We start from the raw sequence: 23036 nt of genomic DNA on the forward strand, positions 1-23036 counted from the left end.
GGGAAACGGAGTTCTCGTGACGAATACGATTTCAGAGTCCGACCCGTCGGAACGTGAGTTCGGACAGTCCGGCATTGCGCTGTCCACCTATCGGTTCCCGACGGGGTGGTTCATCGTCGCCTTCGCCAGCGACGTGGCGCCCGGCGACGTCAAGCGCCTGCATTACTTCGGTGAGGAGCTGGTGCTGTTCCGCACCGCTTCCGGCAAGGTCAACGTGCTGGACGCGTACTGCCAGCACCTCGGCGCCAACATGGGCGTCGGTGGCACGGTCGAAGACGAGAACGTCGTCTGCCCCTGGCACGGCTGGCAGTGGCGTGGTGACGGCACCAACGCGTTGATCCCGTACAGCAAGATCGGCTGCAAGAACAACGTCCGGATCCGCACCTATCCCTGCATGGAGTGGTACGGCTTCATCCTGGTCTGGCACGAACGCCACGGGCGTGCGCCGTACTGGCAGCCGCCGGCGCTGCCGGAACTGGAAACCGGCGAGTACTACCCGCTGCACCCGCACAGCCGGATGCTCAACCGGGTCAAGGTGCACGCGCAGATGATCATCGAGAACGCGGCCGACCCCTACCACGTGCAATACGTGCACAAGGCCGCCAACCCCGCCAATACGGCGTCGTTCGAGGTAGCGGGATATCACCTGCACGCCACCGTCAACGCCCACTTCGGTGGGGGCCGGGCCAAGACGTGGCTGACGCCGAACGGGCCGGTCGACGCGAAGATCATCTACGACAACTACTCGCTTGGGCTGGGGCTCGTCCGCTTCCCGAGTGACCTGGTGGCGACGATCGAGGTCACCGGGCAAACACCGGTCGACGAGGACTACACCGACTACTTCTATACCCAGGCGTCGATCCGCGAGCCGGGCGACACTGGCGACGTGCCCACCGGGCGCGCCGCCAAGTTCCTGGACCTGCAGCAACAGGTCATCAAACAGGACTTCTTCACCTGGGAGAACATGAAGTACCTGGAGAAGCCGAACCTGGCTCCCGAAGAGGCGCACGACTATGCGGCGCTGCGCCGCTGGGCGCACCGTTTCTACCCGGGCGAGGAGCCCTCGGCTATCGACTTCGGATACACCGCCGAAGGCGAGCCCGACCCGGCTGCCGCGAAAGCCTAAGTGGCGCCTGATGCATTCGGTTCGGAGTAAGCCCCTCGGGCCCTCCGATTTCGGCGTGGACAGTTTCACCGTCTCGGCGGTGCTGGATCGCCGGGCCCAGGAGTACCCCGACCGGGTGATGATGTCGATCGCCGGCACCGAGGTGACGTTCGAGCAGATGCGGCTGCGCTCCTGCGCGGCGGCCGATCTGCTGGCGTCGTTGGGTGTGGGCCGCGGCGATGGCGTGGCCCTGTTCACCGGCACCTGCCCGGAATGGGTTTACTTCTGGCTTGGCGCGGCACGCATCGGAGCCGTGAGCGCGGCGGTAAACGCCGCGAACAAGGGAGACTTCCTGCTGCACACCCTGCGGCTGTCGCGGGCCAAGGTGATTCTCACCGACGCCGAGCGCCGGCCCCGCGTCGACGAGGTTGCCGACCGGTTGGACACGGTGACCGACATTGTGGTGCAAGACGATTCGCTGCGCCGCCGGCTCGTGCACGAAGGTGGCCGCAGCGGGGCCGACGACCCCGCGGACGCCGACGAGGTGGGGGCGCTGTTCTACACGTCGGGCACCACCGGGCCGTCGAAAGCCGTTGCCGCGAGCTGGAATTACCTGTTCTCGGTCGCCGCGACCGTCGCGTCGGCCTGGAAGTTGCAGGCGGGGGAGGCGTTGTGGACGGCGATGCCGTTGTTCCACCTGAGCGCGGCGCCGAGCGTGCTGGTCCCGATGCTGGTGGGTGGGACGACCGTGCTGGCCGAGGCGTTCCATCCCGGCCGGGTGTGGGATGACATCCGCGCCCACGGCGCCGTCGGTTTTGCCGGAGCCGGCGCAATGGTGTCGATGCTGCACAACCTGCCCGCCGACGCGCGCGACGCCCAGCTGCCGCTGCGGTTCATCTCCGCCGCGCCGATCGACGCGAGTTCCCACCACGACATCGAAAAGCGTTACGGCTGCCGGATTGTCACGATGTACGGGATGACCGAAGCCTTTCCGATCGCGGTCAAGGGCGTGGCCGACGAGGGCGTACCCGGAACGTCGGGCAAGCCGAATCCCAATTTCGACGTGCGCATCGTCGACGACGACGGCAACCCGCTGCCCGCCGGCACCGTCGGGGAGATCGCCTGCCGACCAAGGCACCCGCACGTGATGAGCGAAGGCTATCTGGACCAGGGCGCGCAGCTGGACCCGCACCCGGAATGGTTCCGCACCGGTGACCTGGGCCGACTCGACGCCGATCAGAACCTGACGTATCTGGATCGGATCAAGGATTCGCTGCGCAGGCGTGGTGAGAACATCTCCTCGGTCGAAGTGGAACGCATAGTCGCCCAACATCCCGCGGTGGCCGAAGCCGCGGTCATCGGGGTGCCCAGCGAATTGGGCGAGGACGACATTCTGCTGGTTGTGACGTTGCGCTCCGACGCCACACTGGACTGCGCAGAGTTGCTCGACTTCTGTGCGGCCAGGATGCCGTACTTCTGCGTCCCCCGATACATCGAGCAGGTCAACGAACTCCCGAAGAACATTATCGGACGGGTGCGTAAAGATTTATTGCGAGCCAAAGGTTTGACATCGGGGGTCTGGGATCGAGAAGAATACGGATATATTGTTAAGCGGTAAGTAAAGTCGATGTTACGTAGATCTTTTCTTTTTTCCTTCGGGGAGAGGCTGGCGAGTAGAAATGACCATGACCTACCAGCAGGAACAGTTCCTGCAAGCTGCGACCGGCCGCGACGCGATCTTGAATCTGAACGCGCGGCACAATCGCGCCTACTCGGACGGCGACCGTGACACCTGGATCGCGACGTTTCGTCACTCCGGTGCCAGCTTCGTTCGCGAAGGCGAATTGTTCGCCGACCTGCGTTCCGCATTCGACGGCGGTGATGGGCAACGCTTGGTGACCGTCGATCACGAGATCGCCGTGGAGGGCGTCCACGCGATGCAGCGTTGTGTCGCCGTGCTTTACTCCGCTTCCTACGGCGACACCACGCTGCGCGCCACCGGGACGTACCGGGATGAGCTGATCTACGAGCGCGGCGGTTGGTACTACACGTCGCGCAATCTCTCCTGGGATCTGGTGCCGAGCCGGCACCCGCTTGTCATGTGAGCGGCACCGATACGTGGATTCCGATCTCAGCTATCAGCTAGCCTTCGGCACCTACGAGGACGCGCTGCAGATGGTGGGCGCGGCGAGCGAGCCGCGAACCGCGATGGCGCCCATCAGCGGTGCGCGAATTCAGTTGTTCGCCTCCATGATTCACGACGGCAACCGTTCTTACTGGGATGCGGAATTCGCACGGGAGCAATGGGGAGGCCTGCTGGCTCCGCCGGGCCTGTTGATGGGGTGGCTGATACCTCCGCCATGGGAGCCCGGCGGCCGGCGGCCGGCGGCGTCGCTGATCTTGCGGGTGCCGTTGCCGGGCACCACATTCATCAACGCCGCCAACGACGTTGAGTTTCTAGACCCCATCGTCGAGGGCGACATACTCAGCTCCGTCGAGGAATTGGTGTCGGTGTCACCGGAAAAGCAGACCCGGCTGGGTGTCGGCCATTTCATCGAGACGCTGGAGACCTATCGCCGTCAGGACGGGACCGTCGTCGCCCGATCACGGAATACGTTGTTCCGCTTCACGCCAGGAGCGCCGGCGTGACCGGCGCGGATCTGAACTGGAACGAGATCACCGTTCCCGTCGAGCTACCGGAAGTGGTCGACGAGATCAGCTACCAGCGGGTGGTGGAGAACGCCGGAGCGACGTGGGACTATTTCCCGGGCCACTTCGATCCCGAATATGCCCAAAGCCAGGGCAACCCAACGATTTACCTCAACACCATGCACCTGGCCGGATTCGCCGATCGGGTCGCCACCGACTGGGCCGGCCCGAGCAGCCGGGTGGTGCGCCGCTCGTTGCGCCTGGCCGGTTCGATCTATGCCGGCGACACGATGATCGGCCGGGGCCGGGCGGTGACCAAGCGGCGCGACACCTCGGTGGACCCACCGCGCTGCCTGGTCGACATCGCGATCGAAGTGACCAACCAGCATGGCGTCCTGTGCTGCCCGGTCGAGCTCACCCTGCAGTTGTGCTGTGGATGACGGCATAGCCGAGCTGCATCTGGCGGTGTGTCGACGGTTCGGCGAGGCGGTGGCGTCGGCCGAGGGCAAATGGGATCGTCGCACCCCGTGCGATGCCTGGGACGCCCGGGGCGTGCTCGAGCACGTTATCGGTTTTCATGACGTACTTCTCTTGCGGCCCATGGGATTAAAGCCCGACCGACCGCGAGACGATCTGCAGGTGCGGTGGCGGTTGACCTATGAGTCGCTGACAAAGGCTCTTGAATCCCGCGCAGCGACACAACTGGATGCGTACCGGCTGATGCCGAACCTGACACGCGACGTCTTGGTGCACTGCTGGGATCTCGCTCGAGCGGTCGGCGCCGACGATCGCTTGGATACCCGGTGGTGCGAGCTCTGCTACGCCGGCCTGCCGACCGATCCCGACGCTCTGGTTGCATCGGGAATGTTCGATGCTGCGGTCACCGTCAGTGGCGACCGTGATGTGCAGGCCAAACTCCTTGCGCGCCTTGGCCGTGATCCCGCATGGCGGCCGGAGCGCACTAGCTCATAGCGGCGGCATCTGCCCCTTGGCGATCACCGTCTGCAGCTCGACATATTCATCGAGGCCTTCCGGCCCGAACTCGCGGCCGATTCCCGAGTGCTTGAAACCGCCGAATGGACTGCCGATGTCGAGCGTGTACATGTTGATGCCGTACGTGCCCGCGCGCACACTGGCGGCGACGTCCAGGCCGTGGGCGATGTCCGCGGTCCACACCGAACCGGCCAGACCGTAGTCGCTCTCGTTGGCGATCCGGACCGCGTCGGATTCGTCGCGATAGCGCAGCACGGTCAACACCGGGCCGAAAATCTCCTCGCGGGCGATGCGCATGTCGTTGGTCGCGTCGACGAAAAGCGTTGGCCGCACATACCAGCCGCGCTCGGCCGGACTGTCTTGTGCGGTATTGAGGCCACCGAGCACGATGCGGGCACCCTCGCTTTGTCCGGACTGGATGTACTCCTGCACTTGGCGCTGATGCCGTTGAGCGAACAGAGGCCCGATGTCGGTCGCCTCGTCGGTCGGGTCTCCGACGTTGAGATCCGACATCATCTCGGCGAGCGCGTCGACGAACTCATCGTGTCGTCGTTCGCTGACCAAAAGGCGGGTCTGCGCGACGCATGCCTGTCCGTTGTTCATCAGGCTGGCCGACTTCAGCCCGGCCACCGTCTTCGAGATATCGGCGTCGTCCAGGATGATCGCCGCCGACTTGCCGCCCAGTTCCAGGCTCACCCGTTTGAGCTGCTCCCCGCAGAGCGTGGCGATGCGGCGTCCGACGGCGCTGGAACCGGTGAAGGAGATCTTGTCCACGCCGGGATGGCGCACCAGCGCCTCACCGACGTCGGTACCGCCGGGCAGCACGGACACCACGCCCTCTGGCAAGCCGATCTGCTCGATCATTTCGGCCAACCACAAAGCGTCCAAAGGTGTTTCCGGCGCGGGCTTGATGATGACCGTGCAGCCGGCGATCAGGGCCGGAATGAGCTTGGGCATGATCAGGAATTGCGGCACGTTCCACGGCACGATCGCCCCGACCACCCCGACCGGCGCCCGGCGGAGGTGCACTTCGCCGAGCACACCTTGGCGGCGTTCCGCCCAGGGGAAGTCGCGGGCGGCAGCCAGCGTGAGGTGGATCAGCCCCGCTGCGGCCGCCCCCTGGCCCATCCGGCTGAAAGTGCGCGGGGACCCCATCTCGTCGGTGATCAGGTCGGCCATCTCGTTGACGTGGTTGCCGTAGATCGCGGCGAGCTCTTCAACCTTGGCCATCCGCTCGGCATGGGTCAACCGTGGCCACGGGCCATGGTCGAAAGCCTGTCGCGCGGCGGCGACCGCGGCGTCGACATCCTCGGGCCCGGCGACTTGGACGTGGCCGATCGGCTCTTCGGTATGCGGGGAGATCACGGCGAGCTGGCTCGGGTTGGCGGGCTTGCGCCACTGCCCCCCGATGAACAGTTCGGCATAGGTCCGATGGTCGGATTTTTCTGTCATCGGGGCACTTCCTTGCGAAGGGGATGAGGTCGTGACCGTAACTTCGCTATTGACGCTAACATAGCAAAAAAGAAGGATGGCGCCGTGGCAAGGAAGCCGACATGAATAGTGATTGGCGCAGGTACCCGTATCAGCTGGTACCCGGCGACAGCCAGCTGGATTTTCCCGCCGCCGAGGGTGAACACCCGGACCAGGAGTCCGACACGTGGTTCATCGCCGGCCAACTGCAGGCTGTCGAGAGCGACCGGTCGTTTGCGTTCTTGACCATCTTCAACAAGAACCAACCCGGGGGAACGATCGTCGCCGACTTCTACACGATGGCGCTGTTCGACCTCGACACCGGTGACTACGGCACCTATACCGACTACGACATGCCGCCGGCCAATATGGAGCCAGGGGCGCAGCGCAAATTGGCCATGGCCGCAGGTTATCTCGACATCAGCTACCACAGCAGTGCCGGCACCGCGTCGTGGACCACGTGTCGTGACGGTGACGGAGAACTGCTGCCCTATACGTATCGAGTCAGCCTGGTGGGCCAGGACCATCAGGGGCGGTCCATGCGGCTGGACTTGGTCGTAACTCCAACGCGCGCACCGACACCGGTGGGAGCGTCGACCTACAACGGGAAGATCGTCTGCTTCGGTCAAAATGACACATACTCGTATTTCCAGACCGGTATGTCGATGACCGGAACGCTGCGCTGGGGCGAGACGGTCGAGCAGGTTTCCGGTAGCAGCGGACATGTCGATCGGCAGTGGTTCCCGAAGTATGCCGGCGGTGGCGGAACCGCAGGTGACCCGCGGGCCAAGTCGCACGAATGGCGCACGATCAATTTCGACAATGGCGTCGACCTGAGCATCTGGCGGCAGTTCGACCGCACGAATGGCAATGCATTGCAACCCTTTACCGGCGTGACGACGAGTCATCCCGACCCCGCTATCGCGCCGGAGTGTGCCGAAGACGTGGAGGTCACCGTCAGCAGCTACGTGCGGTGGCCGACTACGATACGACCCCTGGTGCGACCGCTGGCGCAGGCGCGGTACATGCCCGACCGGCACCGGATTACCTGCGCCACACTGCAACTGGACCTCGTCGGGGAACCGCTGGTGCCCGCGCCGGCGCATGGCCTGCCGATCGAGTACATGGAAGGCCCATACCGCTACCAGGGGACGCTCTGGGGTAAACCGGTGAGCGGCTTCGCGTTCAACGAACGATCGTTGGCCCTATATCGGGACTGGGAGCTGGTCGAAGTGTTGGCTACCACGGTTGCCGACGTCGATCCCGACCTGCAGTCGGTGGTCGATCAGCTGGTGCCGTTGGTGGCCGCGGGCCGTCGCGGCGCGGCCGTTGAACTGCTGACCGGCGTGCTGCCCGCGCAAAACGGCACGCTTGCAACCCTTCTCGACGATCTGATCGCCGTGCTGTCCGATAAGGAGTCAGCCGACGGTAGCTGACCCGGCGAGAGCCTCGGCCCAGGCGACGTGGCGGTGCTGCAGCCCCGGCTCGTTGCGGCCGAACACCAAGTGATCGCGAGCGCCCGAGGCAAGGTTGGCCTGCAGCCCCTGGACTAGCCGGTAGTCCTCGTCGCGGACCGTGGCGTGCGCGTATTCGAAGACGGCTTGAGCGCCGGCCGCGATCGACTCCTCAGAGAGGTCCAGCGGTGTCGAGTTCTGGTGCACGGTGATCGACCTGCCGGGTTCGTCGCCCGGGTAGATCCGGAACAGCTCACCGTTGGCGATCGTCACCGACAGCACGATGTTGGGGAACAGCGCGTAGATCACCACCATGTTGTGGAACGGGTCCCACTGCTCCTCGGGAACATTCTCCAGCTCGAGGATCGCGTTGAGCGGGAAGATCAACCGATGGTGCGGCCCGTACGAATCGAACACCGTGCAGTTGCTGCGGGCCATGGTCGCGAAGGTCTGCCGGTGCACGGTGGCGAAATGGTAGTTCTCCGCGAACGTGTCGACGGCCAGCTTCCAGTTGATGGGGACGTCGAGCACCTTCTCGCCCAGCGGAGACCACCGCCCGATGCCCCACGAGTCGAGCTCATCGGCCAGCGGTCCCAGGTGGGCGGCGACGTCGAGCGTTGCGCCCGGGTCTAGCGCCACCCAGAGGAATCCGGCGAATTCGGCGGCCGGGAGTTCGGTCAACGAGTCGGATTTCACCGCCATATGGGGGAAGCCCTCGCGGCCCGGCAGGCCGACTAGCTTGCCGGTGTTGTCGTAGGTCCAGGCGTGATACGGGCAGGTGAACCGTTTCGCCGTGCCGCACCCCGTCACCACCTGCGACTGCCGGTGCAGGCAGACATTCTCGAACGCGTGGACCGACCCGTCAGACGTTCGGGTCAGCAGGATCGACCGCCCCATTACCGTCTTAGTGCAGTACGCCCCGGGGTCGGGGAGCTCCGAGACGTAGCCGACCAGTTGCGGGCTGGCCAGCAGCAAGGCTCTGTCACTGTGGTGGCGCTCGAGCGAGGTGTAATCGCTCGCGTCGACCGTATGCTGCCGGGGCGCGAGGTCGGTCGTCTTGTCGTGCGCCAACTTCAAAGCCCGTCGGGTCAGGTCGATCAGCTGGTCACGGTCCATCTGCCCAGTACAGACCTTGCGACAGTTGTAAGGTCAAGAAGTGGCTGAGCAGTTGCTGATCGGCGACGTCACGGCCTTGACCGGCATCGCTTCGGGCCGGATCCGCCATTACGAGAAAATCGGGCTGCTGCGCGCGCAGCATCTGAGCAACGGCTACCGGGTCTTCGACGTCGAGCAGGTCCTCGACCTGTTACGCATCGACCTGATGCGAAGCCTCGGCGTCAGCATCAACGACATCCAACGGCTGGTCGACGGGGGTCAGACCACTTTGGCTGACCTTCTGGACGAGCACCGCACGTTGCTGATGCATCAGCGGGACCGGCTGGACCAATTGATCGCGGCCATCGATGCCGCCACCGATTGCGGTGCCGCGGGTGTCAACGAACAGATCCTGCGCACGCTGGCGACCACGCACCGCGACAGCATCGGAGTCTTCGGGAGGCTCAGCGCCCCGTTGTCCGCGCCCGTTGCCGCGATGTATGCCGACCTGTTCAACGAGTGGGAGTTGCCGGTTCCCCCATTGTTCGGCCAGATGGTGCTGCCGCCGGCGGCCAGCACATTGCTGGAGCAGCTCGCCGAGACACCGGGACGACGGGTGCTGTTCGACCGGTTGCGCAGCCTCGCGGGCGATGTGATTGCTCTGGGCGAGAATCTCTTGGCTGCAACAGAACTTGCGCGTTCCTGGATTGCACAACAGCTGGCCGATCCGCTGCCCGACGACGTGGTCACTGTGCTGCGGGACGTGCAGCCGCTGTTGGAACATGATCTGGTGATCGTGCAGGGATTTCGGGCCTGGGCGCGATCGATCAACCCGGCGGCTGCGCTCTTCCTCGAAGAGATTGCCGCACAGACGGCGCAGCGCGGCCTGGAAGCCGTGAGCGTCATCGTGCTGCCGACGGCTAAACCTGGAATGCGCGAGATGTAATTGAGATGTGACCAGTGTGATTGATGTGTCTAATGGTGTTTGTGTCGTACCCTGACCGATGTGTCGATTTCGCGCCGTGACGTGCTCAAACTCGCGGCCGCAACCCCGGCCTTAGCGGGCCTGGGCGTTGCGGCGTCATCGTTATGCGCCGCGCCGGCGTCGGCATCGCTGGGCACCCTATTGGACTACGCCGCGGGCGTGATCCCGGCCAGCCAGATCCGGGCTGCCGGCGCCGTGGGGTCGATCCGGTACGTCTCCGACCGTCGGCCGGGCGGTAACTGGATGCTGGGTAAGCCGATCCAGGTGGCCGAAGCGCGCGATCTGCACAGCAACGGGCTCAAAATTGTCTCGTGCTATCAGTACGGCAAGGGCAATTCCGCCGACTGGCTGGGCGGCGCCAACGCCGGGCTGGAGCACGCCAAGCGGGGGATGGAGCTGCACGCCGCCGCCGGCGGTCCGGCCGACGCGCCCATTTACGCGTCGATCGACGACGACCCGTCCTATGAGCAGTACAAAAGCCAGGTAGCTCCGTACCTGCGGTCCTGGGAGTCGGTGATCGGACACCAGCGGACGGGCGTTTACGCTAACTCGAAGACGATCGATTGGGCGCTGCACGACGGCTTGGGCTGCTGCTTCTGGCAGCACAACTGGGGCTCACCCAAGGGCTACGCCCACCCGGCGGCGAACTTGCACCAAGTCGAGATCGATAAGCGCAGCGTGGGCGGTGTTGGAGTGGACATCAACGAGATCCTCAAACCGCAATTCGGGCAGTGGGCCTAGCAACCGCGCCGCCGTGCAAAGATTTCTGACCCTCTAGCCGATCCGCCCGCGCTTGCGCAACTCTGCTCCAGCAAACACTCGTTCGCTGTTTGTCGCGCGGCTCAGTCGGCGGTGGGCGCCAGACGGCTCAACCCCGGCCATGCGACGGGCGGCACGCAGCGCAAATTCTTAACATAACGATTTGATAACAATGCCGCCTTGAACAGCGCAGTTATAGCTACTCGACCGTAACCACCTGCATGCAGGACGTTTGTTCTGGATACCCGCGAGGCCGGTTAATCCGGGTGTTACCCACAACACGGTTACCCGTGCGTAGAACTCATCAGTAACCGATCTGCGCAGAAAAACGACCCGAATCCTTATGACACTCTTAGTACAGCCGATGCAGTCCGCCGCGCCGCTCGGTCCACCTCAGTGGCCCGCCGACAACACACCGGTCAGCTGCTTTTCGGGCTGCGATTCAAAGCGGAATCGACCCAGCGCCGGTTGGGGCCCCGTTCGCGGGGCTCGCGGCCGGCCGAAGGGACCGATACGTGAAGACGCATGAAGACGCATACAGGGAGATACACAAGGTGACGATCCACGAGCACGACCGGGTGTCCGCTGACCGCGACGGCAATGGCCCGCACAGCACCCATGCTCTGGTCGACCGTCTCACGGCTGGCGAGCCGTACGCTGTCGCGTTCGGCGGTCAGGGCAGCGCCTGGTTGGAAACCCTCGAAGAACTGTTGTCCTCGGCAGGCATCGAGACCGATATCGCAACGCTGGTCGGCGAGGCCGAACTGCTGCTGGAGCCGGTGGCAAAAGAGCTGGTCGTGGTGCGTCCGATCGGCTTCGAGCCGCTGCAATGGGTACGCGCGCTGGCGGCCGAGGACCCGGTCCCCTCGGACAAGCACCTGACCTCGGCCGCGGTGTCGATACCCGGTGTGCTGCTCACTCAGATCGCGGCCGGGCGTGCCCTGGCGCGACAGGGCATGGACTGGACGGCGACCCCGCCGGTAGCCGTTGCCGGACATTCGCAAGGCGTGCTGGCCGTCGAGGCGTTCAAAGCCGACGGCACTCGCGACGTGGAGCTGCTGGCCCTGGCACAGCTGATCGGCGCGGCCGGGACGCTGGTCGCCCGTCGCCGCGGCATCTCCGTGCTCGGTGACCGCGCGCCGATGGTGTCGGTCACCAACGCCGATCCCGAGCGGATTCTGCGGCTGCTCGACGAGTTCTCCCAGGACGTTCGGACCGTGCTGCCCCCGGTGCTGTCCATCCGCAACGGCCGGCGTTCGGTCGTCATCACCGGCACGCCGGAGCAACTGTCCCGCTTCGAGCTGTACTGCAAGCAGATCTCCGAGAAAGAAGAGGCCGACCGCAAGAACAAGCTCCGCGGCGGCGACGTCTTCGCGCCGGTCTTCGACCCGGTCCGCGTCGAGGTGGGTTTTCACACCCCGCGGCTGGCCGACGGCATCGACGTCGTCGGTGGCTGGGCCGAGAAGGTCGGCCTCGACGTCGCGCTGGCCCGCCAACTGACCGAGGCCATCCTGGTGAGCCGGGTCGACTGGGTTGAGGAGATCACCCGGGTGCACGACGCCGGCGCGCGCTGGATTCTCGACCTGGGTCCCGGCGACATCCTGACCCGCCTGACCGCACCGGTGATCCGCGGTCTGGGCGTTGGCATCGTGCCGGCCGCGACCCGCGGTGGTCAGCGCAACCTCTTCACCGTCGGGGCCACCCCCGAGGTGGCACGGCCCTGGTCGAGCTACGCGCCGGCCGTCGTGACCCTGCCCGACGGCCGGGTCAAGCTGTCGACGAAGTTCACCCGGCTGACCGGGCGCTCGCCGATTCTGCTGGCCGGCATGACCCCGACCACCGTCGACGCCAAGATCGTCGCCGCCGCGGCCAACGCCGGACACTGGGCCGAGCTGGCCGGTGGCGGGCAGGTGACCGAGGAAATCTTCGGCGCCCGTATCGACGAGCTGGCCGGACTGCTCGAGCCGGGCCGTACCTACCAGTTCAACACCCTGTTCCTCGACCCCTACCTGTGGAAGCTGCAGGTCGGCGGCAAGCGCCTGGTGCAGAAGGCCCGCCAGTCCGGTGCCGCGATCGACGGCCTGGTCGTCAGCGCCGGCATCCCGGACCTCGAGGAAGCCGTCGAGCTGATCCACGAGCTCAACGACATCGGCATCAGCCACGTCGTGTTCAAGCCCGGCACCATCGAGCAGATCCGCTCGGTTATTCGCATCGCGACCGAGGCGCCCACCAAAGCGGTGATCGTGCACATCGAGGGCGGGCGCGCCGGTGGCCACCACTCGTGGGAAGACCTCGACGACCTGCTGCTGGCGACCTACTCGGAGTTGCGGTCGCGCTCCAACATCACCGTCTGCGTCGGAGGCGGGATCGGCACACCGGAGCGGGCCGCCGAATACCTGTCCGGCCGGTGGTCGCAGTCCTACGGCTTCCCGTCGATGCCCATCGACGGGATCCTGGTCGGCACCGCGGCGATGGCGACCCTGGAATCGACCACGTCGCCGTCGGTCAAGCGGATGCTGGTCGAGACCGATGGCACCGACCACTGGATCGGCGCCGGAAAAGCCCAGGGCGGCATGGCTTCCAGCCGCAGCCAGCTCGGCGCGGACATCCATGAGATCGACAACTCCGCCTCGCGCTGCGGCCGGCTGCTCGACGAGGTCGCCGGCGATGCCGACGCCGTTGCCGAGCGCCGCGACGAGATCATCGCCGCGATGGCCGGCACCGCCAAGCCGTACTTCGGTGACGTCTGTGAAATGACTTACCTGCAGTGGCTGCAGCGCTACGTCGAACTCGCCATCGGCGAGGGCAACTCGACCGCTGACACAGCGTCGCCCGGCAGCCCGTGGCTGGCCGACACCTGGCGCGACCGTTTCCAGCAGATGCTGCAGCGTGCCGAGGCGCGTCTGCACCAGCAGGACCACGGCGCGATCGAGACGTTATTTTCTGGTTCCAACGACGAGGCGCTGCTGGACAACCCGCAGGCGGCGATCGAACAGCTGCTTGCCGGCTACCCCGACGCCGAAAGCGTGCAGCTGCACCCGGCCGACGTGCCGTTCTTCGTCACGCTGTGCAAGACGCTGGGCAAGCCGGTCAACTTCGTGCCGGTCATCGACAAAGACGTGCGCCGCTGGTGGCGCAGTGACTCGCTGTGGCAGGCGCATGACGCCCGCTACGACGCCGACCAGGTGTGCATCATCCCCGGCACCGCCGCCGTCGCCGGCATCACCCGGATGGACGAGCCCGTCGGTGAACTGCTCGACCGCTTCGAGCAGGCCGCCATCGACGAGGTGCTGGGCACCGGCGCCGAGGCGAACGCCGTCAGGTCGCGCAGGCTTGGCCGTCCGGATGTGACCGGGCCGCTGGCCGTCGTGCTCGACGCCCCGGATGTGCTGTGGGCCGGGCGCACCGCCACCAACCCGGTTCATCGCATCGCCGACCCGGCCGACTGGCTGGTTCACGATGGATCCGATGGTCAGCGTGCCACGCACTCGTCCACCGGAGCTCGCCTGCAGGTCAAGTCCGACGGCGGGGCTGGCAACGAGCGGGTCGTTCTGAGTATCCCGGTGTCCGGTGTCTGGATCGACATCCCATTCACGTTGCACACCAACACCATTGACGGTGGTGCACCGGTGGTCTCCACCGAAGACGCCGCCGCCGCGATGCGCGCGGTGCTGGCGATCGCGGCCGGTGTCGACGGGCCGGAGTTGCTCCCGCGGGTGACCGACGGCACCGCTACCGTGACGGTGGACTGGGATCCGGAGCGGGTTGCCGACCACACCGGCGTCACGGCCACTTTCGGCGAGCGGCTGGCGCCCAGCCTCAATGCCGTGCCCGACGCGCTGGTGGGCCTGTGCTGGCCCGCGGTTTTCGCGACGATCGGCGCTGCGGTCACCGAGGCCGGTGTTCCGGTTGTCGAGGGCCTGTTGAGCCTGGTGCACCTGGACCACGCCGCGCACGTGCTCGGCAAGCTGCCCGCGGATCCGGCTGAATTGACGGTTACCGCAACGGCTTCGGCGGCCATCGACACGGAAATGGGCCGTGTCGTCCCCGTCTCGGTGACTGTGGCCGGTCCCGACGGTGCACCGATCGCCTCCCTCAAGGAGCGTTTCGCGATCCTCGGGCGCACCGGTGCCGCCGAACTCACCGACCCGGCCCGGGCCGGCGGTGCGGTGTCCGAGAACGCGACCGATACTCCGCGGCGCCGTCACCGCGATGTCACCATGGCCGCGCCCGTCGACATGCGTCCGTTCGCGGTGGTCTCCGGTGACCACAACCCGATCCACACGGACCGGGCGGCCGCGCTGCTGGCCGGACTGGAATCGCCCATCGTGCACGGCATGTGGTTGTCGGCTGCCGCACAGCACACGGTGACCGCCGCCGATGGTCAAGCCCGTCCGCCGGCTCGGCTGGTTGGCTGGACCGCGCGGTTCCTTGGCATGGTGCGTCCTGGTGACGAGGTCGATTTCCGTGTCGACCGCGTCGGAATCGACCAGGGCGCCGAGGTTTTGGAAGTAGCCGCGCGCATCGGATCGGATCTGGTGATGTCGGCGACCGCGCGACTGGCCGCACCCAACACGGTCTACGCGTTCCCCGGCCAGGGCATCCAGCACAAGGGCATGGGCATGGAGGTCCGCGCCCGGTCCAAGGCGGCCCGCAAGGTGTGGGACGACGCGGACAAGTTCACCCGCGACACCCTGGGCTTCTCGGTGCTGCACGTGGTGCGCGACAACCCGACCAGCCTGATTGCCAGCGGCGTGCACTACCACCACCCCGACGGTGTGCTGTACCTGACGCAGTTCACTCAGGTCGCGATGGCAACCGTCGCGGCCGCACAGGTCGCCGAGATGCGCGAGCAGGGTGCATTCGTCGAGGGCGCCATCGCCTGCGGCCACTCGGTCGGTGAATACACTGCGCTGGCCTGCGTATTGGGCATCTATCAGCTGGAAGCCTTGCTGGAAACGGTGTTTCATCGCGGGTCGAACATGCACGACATCGTGCCGCGCGACGAGATGGGCCGCTCCAACTACCGGTTGGCGGCGATCCGGCCGTCGCAGATCGATCTGCCGGACGACGAGGTTACGACGTTCGTCGCCGAAATCGCCGAGCGCACCGGGGAATTTCTGGAGATCGTGAACTTCAACCTGCGCGGCTCGCAGTACGCGATCGCCGGCACGGTGCGCGGTCTCGAGGCCCTCGAGGAAGAAGTGGAGCGGCGCCGCGAGATCAGTGGCGGCAAGCGCTCGTTCATCCTGGTGCCGGGTATCGACGTGCCGTTCCACTCGCGGGTGTTGCGGGTCGGGGTCGCCGACTTCCGCCGTTCGCTGGAACGGGTCATGCCGCGCGACGCGGATCCCGACCTCATCATCGGGCGCTACATCCCGAACCTGGTGCCGCGTCCGTTCACCCTGGACCGCGACTTCATCCAGGAGATCCGTGATCTGGTGCCGGCCGAGCCGCTCGACGAGATCCTCGCCGATTACGACACCTGGCTTGCCGAGCGGCCGCGCGAGATGGCCCGCACGGTTGTCATCGAACTGCTGGCCTGGCAGTTCGCCAGCCCGGTGCGCTGGATCGAAACCCAGGACCTGCTGTTCACCGAGGAGGCCGCCGGCGGTATGGGCGTGGAACGGTTCGTCGAGATCGGCGTGAAGTCCGCGCCGACAGTCGCCGGACTGGCCGCCAACACCCTCAAGCTGCCCGAATATGCGCACAGCACAGTCGAAGTGCTCAACGCCGAGCGCGACGCTGCGGTGCTGTTCGCCAACGACACCGACCCCGAGCCGGAGGCCGAAGAGCCGGCTGAGTCGGCCGCACCGGAAGAAGCCGCATCAGCGCCCGAAGGCGCCGCGCCCGCACCGGCGCCCACAGCGCCCTCCGGCGCTCCGCGTCCCGATGACATCGGGTTCGACGCCGCCGACGCGACGCTCGCGCTGATCGCGCTGTCGGCGAAGATGCGCATCGACCAGATCGAGGAGCTGGACTCCATCGAGTCCATCACCGACGGTGCGTCTTCGCGGCGCAACCAGCTGCTGGTGGACCTGGGTTCGGAGTTGAACCTGGGCGCCATCGACGGCGCCGCCGAGGCCGATCTGGCCGGACTGCGGTCCCAGGTGACCAAGCTGGCGCGCACCTACAAGCCTTTCGGCCCAGTGCTTTCCGACGCGATCAACGACCAGCTCCGCACGGTCCTCGGGCCGTCCGGTAAGCGGCCGGCGGCCATCACCGAGCGGGTCACCAAGACCTGGGAGCTCGGCGAGGGCTGGGCCAAGCACATCACCGTCGAGGTGGCGCTGGGAACCCGCGAGGGCACCAGCGTGCGCGGCGGTGCCATGGGGCACCTGCACGAGGGCGCGCTGGCCGACGCCGCTTCCGTCGACAAGGCCATCGATGCCGCGGTCGCTTCGGTGGCCGCACGCCAAGGTGTTTCGGTGGCGCTGCCCTCAACGGGCGGTGGCGGCGGCGCGACCGTCGACGTGGCCGCACTGAGCGAGTTCACCGACCAGATCACCGGTCGTGACGGCGTGCTCGCTTCGGCAGCCCGCCTGGTGCTCGGCCAGCTGGGTCTGGACGACACCGTCAGCGCCTCGCCGGTGGCCACCGACGCCGAGCTCATCGACTTGGTCACAGCTGAATTGGGTTCGGAATGGCCACGTTTGGTGGCACCGGTGTTCGAGGCCAAGAAGGCCGTCGTGTTCGACGACCGCTGGGCCAGCGCCCGCGAGGACCTGGTCAAGCTGTGGCTGACCGACGAGGGCGACATCGACGCCGACTGGGTGCGGCTCTCCGAGCGGTTCGAGGGCGCCGGCCATATTGTCGCCACTCAGGCCACCTGGTGGCAGGGCAAGGCGCTGGCGGCGGGCCGCCAGATTCACGCATCGCTGTTCGGCCGGATCGCCGCGGGTGCCGAGAACCCGGATCCGGGTCCCTACGACAGCGAAGTCGCGGTGGTGACTGGGGCTTCGAAGGGTTCGATCGCCGCGTCGGTCGTGGCGCGACTGCTCGACGGCGGTGCCACCGTCATCGCGACGACGTCCAAGCTCGACGATGACCGGCTGGCGTTCTACCGCACGCTGTACCGCGATCACGCCCGTTTCGGTGCGTCGCTGTGGGTGGTCGCGGCCAACATGGCGTCCTACTCCGACATCGACGCCCTGGTTGAGTGGGTCGGTGCCGAGCAGAGCGAAAGCCTTGGGCCGCAGTCGATTCACATCAAGGACGCGCAGACCCCGACGCTGCTGTTCCCGTTCGCGGCGCCGCGCGTGGTCGGCGACCTGTCGGAGGCCGGTTCGCGCTCCGAGATGGAGATGAAGGTTTTGCTGTGGGCCGTGCAGCGACTGATCGGCGGTCTGTCGAAGATCGGCGCCGAGCGCGACATCGCGTCGCGGTTGCACGTGGTGCTGCCCGGCTCGCCCAACCGTGGAATGTTCGGCGGTGACGGCGCTTACGGTGAGGCCAAGTCGGCGCTGGACGCCCTGGTCAGTCGCTGGCACGCCGAATCCTCGTGGGCGGCTCGAGTCAGCCTGGCGCACGCGCTGATTGGCTGGACCCGCGGCACCGGGCTGATGGGTCACAACGACGCCATCGTCACCGCGGTCGAGGAGGCCGGCGTCACCACCTACTCCACCGACGAGATGGCCGGCATGCTGCTGGACCTCTGCGATGTGGAGTCGAAGGTGGCCGCGGCCGGCGAGCCGATCAAGGCCGACCTGACCGGCGGCCTCGGCGACATCGAACTCGACATGGCCGAGTTGGCCGCCAAAGCGCGCGAGCAGGCAGCTGCGAGCGAGGACGCGGACGACGAGCCGGCCGAGGGCACCATCGCAGCGCTGCCTTCCCCGCCGCGCGGGTACACCCCGGCACCGCCGCCGGAATGGGCAGACCTCGACGTCGACCCGGCCGATCTGGTGGTGATCGTCGGCGGTGCCGAACTCGGCCCGTACGGCTCGTCGCGCACCCGCTTCGAGATGGAGGTCGACAACGAGCTGTCGGCCGCCGGTGTCCTCGAGCTGGCCTGGACCACCGGGCTGATTCGCTGGGAGGACGACCCCCAACCGGGTTGGTACGACACGCAATCCGGTGACCTGGTCGACGAGGCCGAGCTGGTGGAGCGTTACCACGACACCGTGGTGGAGCGCGTCGGCATCCGTGAGTTCGTCGACGACGGCGCCATCGACCCCGACCACGCGTCGCCGCTGCTGGTTTCGGTGTTCCTGGACAAGGACTTCGCGTTCGTGGTGTCCTCGGAGGCCGATGCCCGCGGGTTCGCCGAGTTCGACCCGGAGCACACGGTGATCCGGCCGGTGCCCGACTCCAGTGACTGGCAGGTAATCCGCAAGGCCGGCACCGAGATTCGGGTGCCACGCAAGACCAAGCTGTCGCGGACGGTCGGGGCGCAGATCCCAACCGGGTTTGACCCGACGGTATGGGGCATCGGCCCCGACATGGCGACCTCGATCGACCGGGTGGCCTTATGGAACATCGTCGCGACCGTCGACGCGTTCCTGTCCGCCGGCTTCAGCCCGGCCGAAGTGATGCGCTACGTGCATCCGAGCCTGGTCGCCAGCACCCAGGGCACCGGTATGGGCGGCATGACGTCGATGCAGACCATGTACCACGGCAACCTGTTGGGCCGGAGCAAGCCGAACGACATCCTGCAGGAAGTGCTGCCGAATGTTGTTGCCGCGCATGTGGTTCAGTCCTACGTCGGTAGCTACGGCTCGATGATCCACCCGGTCGCGGCCTGCGCGACCGCAGCGGTGTCGGTCGAGGAGGGCGTCGACAAGATTCGGCTGGGTAAGGCCGAACTGGTGGTGGCCGGTGGCCTGGACGACCTGACGCTGGAGGCCATCATCGGTTTCGGTGACATGGCGGCCACCGCCGACACCTCGATGATGCGCGGCCGGGGCATCCACGACTCGAAGTTCTCTCGGCCCAACGACCGACGCCGGCTGGGCTTCGTCGAAGCGCAGGGTGGTGGCACCATCCTGCTGGCGCGCGGCGACTTGGCGCTCAAGATGGGTCTGCCGGTGCTGGCGGTGGTGGCCTACGCGCAGTCGTTCGCCGATGGTGTGCACACCTCGATCCCGGCCCCGGGCCTGGGTGCGCTGGGAGCCGGGCGCGGCGGCAAGGATTCGGCGCTGGCTCATGCGTTGGCCAAGCTGGGTGTCGGCGCCGACGACATCGCGGTGATCTCCAAGCACGACACCTCGACATTGGCCAACGACCCCAACGAGACCGAGCTGCACGAGCGGCTGGCTGACTCGCTGGGCCGCTCCGAGGGTGCTCCGCTGTTCGTCGTGTCGCAGAAGAGCCTCACCGGACACGCCAAGGGCGGCGCGGCGGTCTTCCAGATGATGGGGCTGTGCCAGATGCTGCGCGACGGGGTCATCCCGCCCAACCGCAGTCTGGACTGCGTCGACGACGAACTGGCCGGCTCCGCGCACTTCGTCTGGGTGCGCGACACGCTGCGGCTCGCCGGGAAGTTCCCACTCAAGGCCGGGATGCTGACCAGTCTCGGGTTCGGCCACGTGTCCGGCCTCGTCGCGTTGGTGCACCCGCAGGCGTTCGTCGCCTCGCTGGACCCGGAGCAGCGCGCGGACTACCAGCAGCGCGCCGACGCCCGCCTGCTGGCCGGTCAGCGCCGGCTGGTGTCGGCCATCGCCGGCGGCGAGCCGATGTACCAGCGGCCGCCGGACCGTCGCTTCGACCACGGTTCGCCGGAGAAGCCTCAGGAGGCTGCGATGCTGCTGAATGCGGACGCGCGACTGGGCGATGACGAGGCCTACGTCGGGTGACTTCGGTCATCGGTTAACCTGGCCAGCCATGGGCATCGTCGGTGTGGGGATAGACCTCGTCTCCATTCCTGATTTCGCCGAGCAGGTCGACCAGCCGGGAACCGTCTTCTCCGAGACGTTTACGCCCGGTGAGCGTCGCGACGCCTCGGACAAGAGTTCGTCGGCGGCACGTCACTTGGCGGCGCGCTGGGCCGCGAAGGAAGCCGTGATCAAGGCCTGGTCCGGATCACGGTTCGCCCAGCGGCCGGTGCTGCCGGAGGACATCCACCGCGACATCGAAGTCGTCACCGACATGTGGGGACGACCGCGGGTGCGGTTGACGGGCGACATCGCCAAGCATCTGGCCGACGTGACGATCCACGTGTCGCTGACTCATGAAGGGGATACCGCGGCCGCGGTGGCCATCCTCGAGACTGCGTGAAGGCCTAGCCTCGAGGACATGAGCGATCTGGTTGAGCGCGTCCGCGACGTGTTGCCGTCGGTGCGCCGCGATCTCGAGGACCTGGTGCGCATCCAATCGGTGTGGGCCGACCCCGGCCGCCGCGACGAGGTGCATCGCAGTGCGCAGGCCGTGGCGGATCTGTTGTCGCAGGCCGGTTTTGGCGACGTCCGCATCGTCAGCGAGGGCGGCGCACCGGCCGTCATCGCGCAGCATCCAGCGCCCGCCGGCGCGCCTACGGTGCTGCTGTACGCCCACCACGATGTACAGCCCGAGGGCGACCGCGATCAGTGGGCGTCGCCGCCCTTCGAGCCGACCGAGCGCAACGGACGGCTCTACGGGCGCGGCAGCGCCGACGACAAGGCCGGTATCGCAACGCATTTAGCCGCGTTTCGAGCGCACGGCGGCCAACCGCCGGTCGGAGTGACGGTCTTCGTCGAAGGGGAAGAGGAATCCGGGTCGCCGTCGCTGGGCCGGCTGCTGGCCGCCCACCGCGACGCGCTTGCCGCCGACGTGATCGTCATCGCCGACTCGGACAACTGGAGCACCGAGATCCCGGCGCTGACGGTGACGCTGCGCGGCCTGGTCGACTGCGTCGTCGAGGTCGCCACGCTCGACCACGGGCTGCACTCGGGCATTTGGGGCGGCGTGGTGCCCGACGCGCTGAGTGTGCTGGTGCGACTGCTGGCCAGCCTGCACGACGACGACGGGAACGTGGCCGTCGCCGGTCTGCACGAAAGTACTGCCGCCGCAGTGGATTACCCGCCCGAGCGGGTGCGGGCCGACTCCGGGCTGCTGGACGGGGTGTCCGAGATCGGGTCGGGTTCGGCGCCGCAGCGGCTGTGGGCCAAACCCGCGATCACGGTGATCGGTATCGACACCACACCCATCGAGAAGGCATCGAACACGCTGATCCCGCGGGCCCGCGCCAAGATCAGCATGCGCGTCGCGCCCGGCGGTGATGCCGCGGCGCACCTGGACGCGCTGACCGCTCACCTGCAAAAGCATGCGCCGTGGGGTGCGCAGGTCAGCGTCACCCGCGGCGACGTCGGCGAGCCCTACGCCATCGACGCCACCGGCAGCGTCTACGACGCCGCGCGGGCGGCATTCCGGCAGGCGTGGGAGACCGACGCGATCGACATGGGCATGGGCGGATCGATCCCGTTCATCGCCGAGTTCGCCGAGGCGTTCCCGCAGGCGAAAATCCTCGTCACCGGTGTGGAAGATCCCGCGACGCAGGCTCATAGCATCAACGAGAGCCTGCATCTGGGCGTGCTGGAGCGTGCGGCAATTGCCGAAGCGCTGCTGCTGGCAAACCTGGCCTGAGCGGCTACGAGAGTTTCGGATTGAGAAAGACGTAGAGGGCCGCGATCTTGCCGTCGCGGACAAGAACGACGTCCAGCCCGGTGTACTCGGCTGGCTCGCCCTTCGGGCCCGCTCCCCACGCGACGATGCCCCCGTTATGGAGTGCCTGCGGCTCGCCCTGGTGTGTGTACACAAAGTGGGGATGGGTGGCGCGTAGGTCGCCGGCGAATTTGTCGACCGCGTCCTGCCCGACGAGGACGGCGTCCGGAACGTAGAGCACACAGTCGTCCGTGTAGAGCTCTTCGATGGCCGCGCGCCGACGGGCTGGATCGCCCTGCCCGAAGACCTCCTGGAGGTTCCGCTGGAGAAGTTCGATGGTGCGATCGTTCGTAGTCATGTCGGTTCAAACGGACTATGGTCCGCTTCTATTTCAGTCAGCGAATTGATGCGACAGGTACCGTTTGCCCGCTCATTACGCGACTGCTGGCGTTGGATTTGTCGAAACGCCAAAACAGGTGCAGAGTACCCATGAGCGGGGGCGACAAAGGAGCACCGATGGGTAGGACACAGTTTGCTGCAGCCGCTGCTCTAGTAGTGGGAGCGGCCCTGATCAACGCGCCGGTTGCGGCGGCCGCCGTGGGCGATTCGGTCACATACACAGTGACCTCGGACGCCCCGCTGGCCGTGGTGACGTACTACGACGCAACGGGGGTCATGCAGAGGCTGACCAATCAGGCGGTTCCGTGGTCCTTCTCGTTTACCAACAAGGACGCTAGTCCGACATCGATGCTGGTCGTGACCGCGAATCCGACCGGCCAGAAGACGACATGCACGGTCAGCGTCAATGGAACGGTCAAGGACACAAAGTCCGGCACCGGCGCGGGTGAAGACAACATGGTCCAGTGCTCAACAATAGGTAACCCTTAGGCCTAGGTAGATCGAGCGTCGCGTCGCATACTGCTTGCTACAAGCAGCCACTCGTCGCAGG

General features: G+C 66.6%; 16 protein-coding genes. 13 read left to right on the plus strand and 3 right to left on the minus strand.

Going from position 1 to position 23036, the window contains the following annotated elements:
• The first annotated feature begins 16 nt into the window (after positions 1–16).
• From ACZY0B_RS02725 to ACZY0B_RS02750, 6 genes are all read left to right on the plus strand, one after another.
• Positions 17–1126, plus strand: a complete 1110-nt coding sequence (locus tag ACZY0B_RS02725) for a Rieske 2Fe-2S domain-containing protein (protein ID WP_463762438.1) — start codon at positions 17–19, stop codon at positions 1124–1126.
• Positions 1127–1136: 10 nt separating this feature from the next.
• On the plus strand, positions 1137–2723 hold the full coding sequence (locus tag ACZY0B_RS02730) for an AMP-binding protein (protein WP_463762439.1): 1587 nt from the start codon (positions 1137–1139) through the stop codon (positions 2721–2723).
• Between the two features lie 61 nt (positions 2724–2784).
• On the plus strand, positions 2785–3210 hold the full coding sequence (locus tag ACZY0B_RS02735; protein WP_463762440.1) for a nuclear transport factor 2 family protein: 426 nt from the start codon (positions 2785–2787) through the stop codon (positions 3208–3210).
• A 70-nt stretch (positions 3211–3280) separates the two neighbouring features.
• Positions 3281–3754: an FAS1-like dehydratase domain-containing protein gene (locus tag ACZY0B_RS02740; RefSeq protein ID WP_463762634.1), complete on the plus strand. Its 474-nt coding sequence runs from the start codon at positions 3281–3283 to the stop codon at positions 3752–3754.
• Complete coding sequence (locus tag ACZY0B_RS02745; RefSeq protein ID WP_463762441.1) at positions 3751–4194, plus strand: MaoC family dehydratase; 444 nt, start codon at positions 3751–3753, stop codon at positions 4192–4194. Before ACZY0B_RS02740 ends, ACZY0B_RS02745 begins: the two co-directional genes overlap by 4 nt.
• Positions 4187–4726 carry a maleylpyruvate isomerase N-terminal domain-containing protein gene (locus ACZY0B_RS02750; protein WP_463762442.1) on the plus strand — a complete coding sequence of 180 codons (540 nt, stop codon included), beginning with the start codon at positions 4187–4189 and terminating at the stop codon, positions 4724–4726. Before ACZY0B_RS02745 ends, ACZY0B_RS02750 begins: the two co-directional genes overlap by 8 nt.
• Here the strand turns inward: ACZY0B_RS02750 and ACZY0B_RS02755 are convergent.
• Complete coding sequence (locus tag ACZY0B_RS02755; protein ID WP_463762443.1) at positions 4721–6199, minus strand: aldehyde dehydrogenase; 1479 nt, start codon at positions 6197–6199, stop codon at positions 4721–4723. The two genes, ACZY0B_RS02750 and ACZY0B_RS02755, sit on opposite strands and share 6 nt — an antisense overlap.
• Positions 6200–6300: 101 nt before the next feature.
• Here ACZY0B_RS02755 and ACZY0B_RS02760 point away from each other — a divergent pair, with 101 nt between their 5' ends.
• The gene (locus ACZY0B_RS02760; RefSeq protein ID WP_463762444.1) at positions 6301–7653 is read left to right on the plus strand and encodes a lipocalin-like domain-containing protein; all 1353 of its coding nucleotides are present in this window, start codon (positions 6301–6303) and stop codon (positions 7651–7653) included.
• Here ACZY0B_RS02760 and ACZY0B_RS02765 read toward each other — a convergent pair.
• Positions 7636–8787 carry an aromatic ring-hydroxylating oxygenase subunit alpha gene (locus tag ACZY0B_RS02765; RefSeq protein ID WP_463762445.1) on the minus strand — a complete coding sequence of 384 codons (1152 nt, stop codon included), beginning with the start codon at positions 8785–8787 and terminating at the stop codon, positions 7636–7638. The genes ACZY0B_RS02760 and ACZY0B_RS02765 overlap by 18 nt on opposite strands.
• A 40-nt stretch (positions 8788–8827) precedes the next feature.
• Between ACZY0B_RS02765 and ACZY0B_RS02770 the strand changes: the two genes are divergently transcribed.
• The 5 genes from ACZY0B_RS02770 to ACZY0B_RS02790 all read left to right on the plus strand — a co-directional run bounded on the left by ACZY0B_RS02770 (position 8828) and on the right by ACZY0B_RS02790 (position 22069).
• Positions 8828–9712: a MerR family transcriptional regulator gene (locus ACZY0B_RS02770; protein ID WP_463762446.1), complete on the plus strand. Its 885-nt coding sequence runs from the start codon at positions 8828–8830 to the stop codon at positions 9710–9712.
• A 60-nt stretch (positions 9713–9772) separates the two neighbouring features.
• Positions 9773–10492, plus strand: coding sequence for a DUF1906 domain-containing protein (locus ACZY0B_RS02775; RefSeq protein ID WP_463762447.1), 720 nt, complete (start codon positions 9773–9775; stop codon positions 10490–10492).
• A 572-nt stretch (positions 10493–11064) separates the two neighbouring features.
• Positions 11065–20304, plus strand: a complete 9240-nt coding sequence (locus tag ACZY0B_RS02780) for a fatty acid synthase subunit beta domain-containing protein (protein ID WP_463762448.1) — start codon at positions 11065–11067, stop codon at positions 20302–20304.
• 28 nt (positions 20305–20332) lie between these two features.
• A complete protein-coding gene (gene acpS / locus ACZY0B_RS02785) occupies positions 20333–20725 on the plus strand; it encodes a holo-ACP synthase AcpS (protein WP_463762449.1) in 393 nt (130 codons plus the stop codon).
• 18 nt (positions 20726–20743) lie between these two features.
• A complete protein-coding gene (locus ACZY0B_RS02790) occupies positions 20744–22069 on the plus strand; it encodes a M20/M25/M40 family metallo-hydrolase (protein WP_463762451.1) in 1326 nt (441 codons plus the stop codon).
• 4 nt (positions 22070–22073) lie between these two features.
• On the opposite strand, the gene ACZY0B_RS02795 is transcribed toward ACZY0B_RS02790, so the two are convergent.
• A complete protein-coding gene (locus ACZY0B_RS02795) occupies positions 22074–22445 on the minus strand; it encodes a nuclear transport factor 2 family protein (protein WP_463762452.1) in 372 nt (123 codons plus the stop codon).
• 158 nt (positions 22446–22603) lie between these two features.
• Between ACZY0B_RS02795 and ACZY0B_RS02800 the strand changes: the two genes are divergently transcribed.
• Positions 22604–22975, plus strand: coding sequence for an MmpS family transport accessory protein (locus ACZY0B_RS02800; RefSeq protein WP_463762453.1), 372 nt, complete (start codon positions 22604–22606; stop codon positions 22973–22975).
• The last annotated feature ends 61 nt before the right edge of the window (positions 22976–23036 follow it).

It is taken from the genome of Mycobacterium sp. IDUB_19 (assembly GCF_055419445.1).